The following is a 4,191-nucleotide window of genomic DNA, read 5'->3' on the forward strand; positions in this document are numbered from 1 at the left end:
CTGGCCTACCTGCGTTGCCCGCTGGCACACCACAAAGCGATCCGCACCACCAACCTGCTGGAGCGCGCTTTTCAGGAGAGCCGTCGGCGCACCAGGGTGATCCCACATTTCTTCACCGAGAAAGCATGCCTGAAACTGGTCTTCTCGGCCTTGTGGCAGGCAAGTCAGCGTTGGCAACGGGTGAGCATGACCGAGTTGGAGCAGCAACAACTGCATCTCCTGCGCCGCGAACTCGGATTGCCATTGTACAACACTTAGGAGGGCTGTACTGATCATAGCGTACCTACGTCGCCTATTTTACAGGAAAAACCTGACTTGACCTGCACTTTGTGAAGCAGAGTAGTACCAGCGAGTATAACTCCCGCAGCGATCACAAACAGGAGAGTGTACCCTAAATTCGGGCTGAGCATGTTAAACGTGTCGATCAGGGGCCCTATGAGCCTTGATGTAGCACCAGCACCTGCTGTGGCGAGGTTTGAGAGTCCCAGATACTTTCCAGCCTCTGTTTTGGGTATTAGATCAGTTGCCAACGCCCAATTTGCGCTGAGGAAAATACCCAGGGCCATGCCGATGAAACCGCCACATATGGCCAGACCTGTGAAACTGCGCGGGAATTGCAGGACGAATGCAGCGACCGCAGCGACGAGGCCTGCGAGATAGATCAGCGGTTTGCGACCGACCCGGTCCGCCAGATAGCCAGCCGGGAGGGATAGCAGGAAAACGAAAATCCCAATGATGGCAACCAAACTGCCGGTAAAGCCTTCGGGATTTGGTGCGCGCAGAACATCCCGAATGTAGTATTGGGCAAAACCCTGGATTGCATAGATGCCCAACAAAATCAAGAAACGTGAAGCGATAAGCCAGACATAGTCGGGATAGAGACGATAGTCTATTTGAAAAGTCCGTCGGATACTTTCTGCGATGCTTTCTCCGAGGGGTGTGCGTTGGTCCATCGTTTGGGGCTGCTCGTGCACGGTTAGAGTGATGGCGGCGCATACAAAGAGGACGGCGCAGATAGAAAATAACGCCCCTATGGTGTTCGGTGGGCTTGAGCCCATGAAGTATGCCGCAGCCAGTGAGCCAACAATAAGGCCACCGATGTCGGCAAGGTTCTTTATTCCTGACAACAACCCCCTCTTGTCTTCTGGCACTAGATCCGGTATGAAGCCTTGCGCTGGACCGTGGGCGGTATTGGAGGCAAGTTGGAGGAAGAAATAACTCACGAAGACCATCCAATAATTAGTGGACAGAGCCAGCCCAGCAATGAAAACGAAATCTAGTACCGTGCCAAGCAGGATCAGAGGGCGCCTTCGTCCCCAACGCGAGGCCGACCGGTCACTGATGGCACCCGAGATAGGCTGTACTAGCATTGCCAGAACCAGCCCAATGAAGGTCAGGAAGCCCAAGTAAGTGTTTTTGAGGTTTTCGGGGACAAATCTCAGGAGTAGGGAAGGCAGAATAATGACGTGCATCCCATTCCAGAGGTAGGCCAGTCCAAACCAGTAAGCGTTCATTGTGATATATTCGATGGCACGCAGATTCTTCATGGCAAATCTTCCTTTCTTCGGGTGAGCCATTGATCAAAGAAAGCCAACACACTCTCTTTGTACTCCTGGGGATAGGAGATATCTGCCTCGCGGTGACCGGCATCAGTAACAAGCCAAATGGACTTCGGCTCTCCGGCTGCTGCATAGAGGCGCTGTGCCTCTGTCGAATGAACATAAGGATCGCGACCACCGTGGATGATAAAGAGCGGCCGTGGGCTGATGCGTCCCACCCAATGAATAGGGTCTGCCTGGCTCAAATCTAAGCCTATCCGCCAACCTGCGACGAATACGATAAAACGCGCTAATGGTTGTGCAAAAGGTCCTAGAGTTGAGTAGCGCAGCCGCAGGCCATTAGCGATGGCGCAATGTAACTCAGCAAAGCCGCTGTCGGCGATCACGGCATGAATGATCGGGCTGAGAGGGGCAGTGGCGATGGCCACCGCTGCGCCCATCGAGAAGCCCATCACACCCACCTGCGTAACGCCGCGGCCGCGCAGGTACTCCAGAGCGGCCAGCAGATCTTTTCGTTCCAGATAGCACATGGAAGTTGCGCTTCCACCGCTATCCCCGTGGTTACGAAAATCGAAGAGGAGGACCGAATAACCGTTTTCCCAGAGCCAGGGGACATATTTGAGATCGGGCTCTTTGTTGCCTGACCACCCGTGGCAGAAAACAATTGTACCCCTGGTATGTTGTGCTGGCACAAACCAGCCGTGCAGGATAATGCCATCATCGGTGGTGAAACTCACGTCTTCGTAGGGAAGGTGGTAATCAGTTGGCCGCGCAGAGAGGGGAGTACGGCGCGGATGAATCAAAGTCTCTGAACCAAAATAACCCAAAAAAGTGAGGACTAGGAGAAGCGCAAGCCCAAGAATGATGACCAAACTCATGAAAGGCCTCTTTGACAAAATCCCGAGCAATGGAATTATAACACCTCGCTGGATAACTGCGCAAACTTGAGAATGGCGCGCATATCTTTGACAAGCGTCCTGCATTTGCCTTATAATTTTCTCAGAAAGTGGCTATATGGATTATAAAGGGCTGTGGGTCTCTATCCGAAAATGGCTCTACCCAGGCATGGGAATTAAACGCTGGCTCGTATTGCTGGCCGTGGGATTATTTTTCCTTAGTCTGGGTGTAAGTTTCCTCTACGTTGAGGCGTACCGGGCGGTTGAATTCCCAACGGGCATTTCCCCTCTCGTATACACTCTTACATTGCAGTTTCTACCCCATTGGGCGCGTGGCCTGATCCTGTGCACGCTTGGTTTTGTGATAGTTGCTATCTCCCTCTACCGAGTGAGCCGCTCTTTGCTTAAGCCATTCGTTGCACCAGGTCAGACCGATATGGCCGATATTCTCTATCGCTACCATCTCCGTGCCAAAGGGCCCAAAATAGTCGCCATTGGTGGGGGACATGGCCTCTCCACACTGTTACGAGGGTTGAAAGAACACACCTCAAATTTGACAGCCATCGTGACCGTGGCTGACGATGGAGGTAGTTCTGGTCGCCTGCGCCAGGAGTTAGGTTTGCTGCCACCCGGCGATTTTCGAAACTGTATTACAGCGTTGGCGGATAAAGAATCCCTCATGACCGAACTCTTCCAATATCGCTTCGGCGAAGGAACGGGCCTAGGTGGACATAGTTTTGGTAACCTCTTCATTGCAGCCATGGCCGGGGTCACGGGTGATTTCGAGCGGGCGATCCTGGAGTCCAGCAAAGTGCTTGCTGTGCGTGGCCGGATATTACCCTCCACCCTGACTCGCGTCACGCTCTGGGCCGAATTAGGGGACGCAGAAACGGCTAATTTGATCGCTCGCCAAATAGAGGGCGAATCACGCATTCCCAAAGCAGGTGCGCCGATTGAGCGAGTCTTCTTGCGCCCCGAAGACGCAAGGGGCTATAGTGAAGCCGTACAGGCCATTTTGGAGGCTGACCTGGTTGTAGTCGGTCCAGGCAGTTTATACACCAGCATTCTGCCAAATTTGTTGGTGTCTGACATAGTTCAGGCATTGCGCGCAGCACGCGCTCTCAAGATTTACGTTTGTAACGTCGCCACTCAACCAGGTGAGACCGACGGTTACTCTGTGGGCAATCATATACGAGCCCTCGAGGACCATATTGGTCAGGATGTTTTCGACATCGTCCTGGCAAACAACAACTTCGAAGTGACGCATCCACCAAACTGGAAGAGCCAGCTGGTTCATCCGGAGGGTGATTTGGGTAATCACTGGCAAGTCGTAAAGGCGGATCTAATAGACCCAATGAACCCCTGGCGCCATAACCCTGAGAAGTTGGCCAGAGAAATAATGCACATATACCAGTCTTGGGAAGGACAACGCGCGCTTGCCCATTGATCTTGCTCAGGGTTGGCGGGAGGTTATCCCTCAATTTTGAGAAAGATCAGCAAGTCCTCAGCATTGGATCGTCGCAAGGATTACATAAGAGAACAAGGAGATGAGCATGACAACGAGAATCGGCATCAATGGTTTCGGCAGGATCGGACGGCAGGCCTTCAAGTCCATGCTGGATTACTATCCCGATGACCTTTCCGTAGTGGCCGTCAACGACCTCTTCGACGCTCAAACCAACGCCCACCTGCTGAAGTACGACTCCAACTACGGACGCTTCCCAGGCAGTGTGGAG

5 protein-coding genes are annotated in these 4,191 nt (G+C 53.0%); 3 read left to right on the forward strand and 2 right to left on the reverse strand.

Annotated features, from left to right (window positions below):
* Positions 1-258, forward strand: a 258-nt coding sequence (locus H5T64_13325; protein ID MBC7265314.1) for a transposase, incomplete at its 5' end; no start/stop codon positions are given.
* 14 nt (positions 259-272) lie between these two features.
* Here the strand turns inward: H5T64_13325 and H5T64_13330 are convergent.
* Both H5T64_13330 and H5T64_13335 read right to left on the reverse strand, forming a co-directional pair.
* Positions 273-1,547, reverse strand: a complete 1,275-nt coding sequence (locus tag H5T64_13330; protein ID MBC7265315.1) for an MFS transporter — start codon at positions 1,545-1,547, stop codon at positions 273-275.
* On the reverse strand, positions 1,544-2,437 hold the full coding sequence (locus H5T64_13335; GenBank protein ID MBC7265316.1) for an alpha/beta hydrolase: 894 nt from the start codon (positions 2,435-2,437) through the stop codon (positions 1,544-1,546). Before H5T64_13335 ends, H5T64_13330 begins: the two co-directional genes overlap by 4 nt.
* 136 nt (positions 2,438-2,573) lie before the next feature.
* On the opposite strand from H5T64_13335, the gene H5T64_13340 reads away from it, so the two are divergent.
* Together H5T64_13340 and H5T64_13345 are read left to right on the forward strand one after the other, a co-directional pair.
* Complete coding sequence (locus H5T64_13340) at positions 2,574-3,902, forward strand: YvcK family protein (GenBank protein MBC7265317.1); 1,329 nt, start codon at positions 2,574-2,576, stop codon at positions 3,900-3,902.
* A 106-nt stretch (positions 3,903-4,008) separates the two neighbouring features.
* Positions 4,009-4,191: type I glyceraldehyde-3-phosphate dehydrogenase (locus tag H5T64_13345; protein MBC7265318.1), on the forward strand; the 183-nt coding region annotated here is incomplete at its 3' end.

The organism is Chloroflexota bacterium (genome assembly GCA_014360825.1).
Lineage (GTDB): Bacteria > Chloroflexota > Anaerolineae > UBA2200 > JACIWT01 > JACIWT01.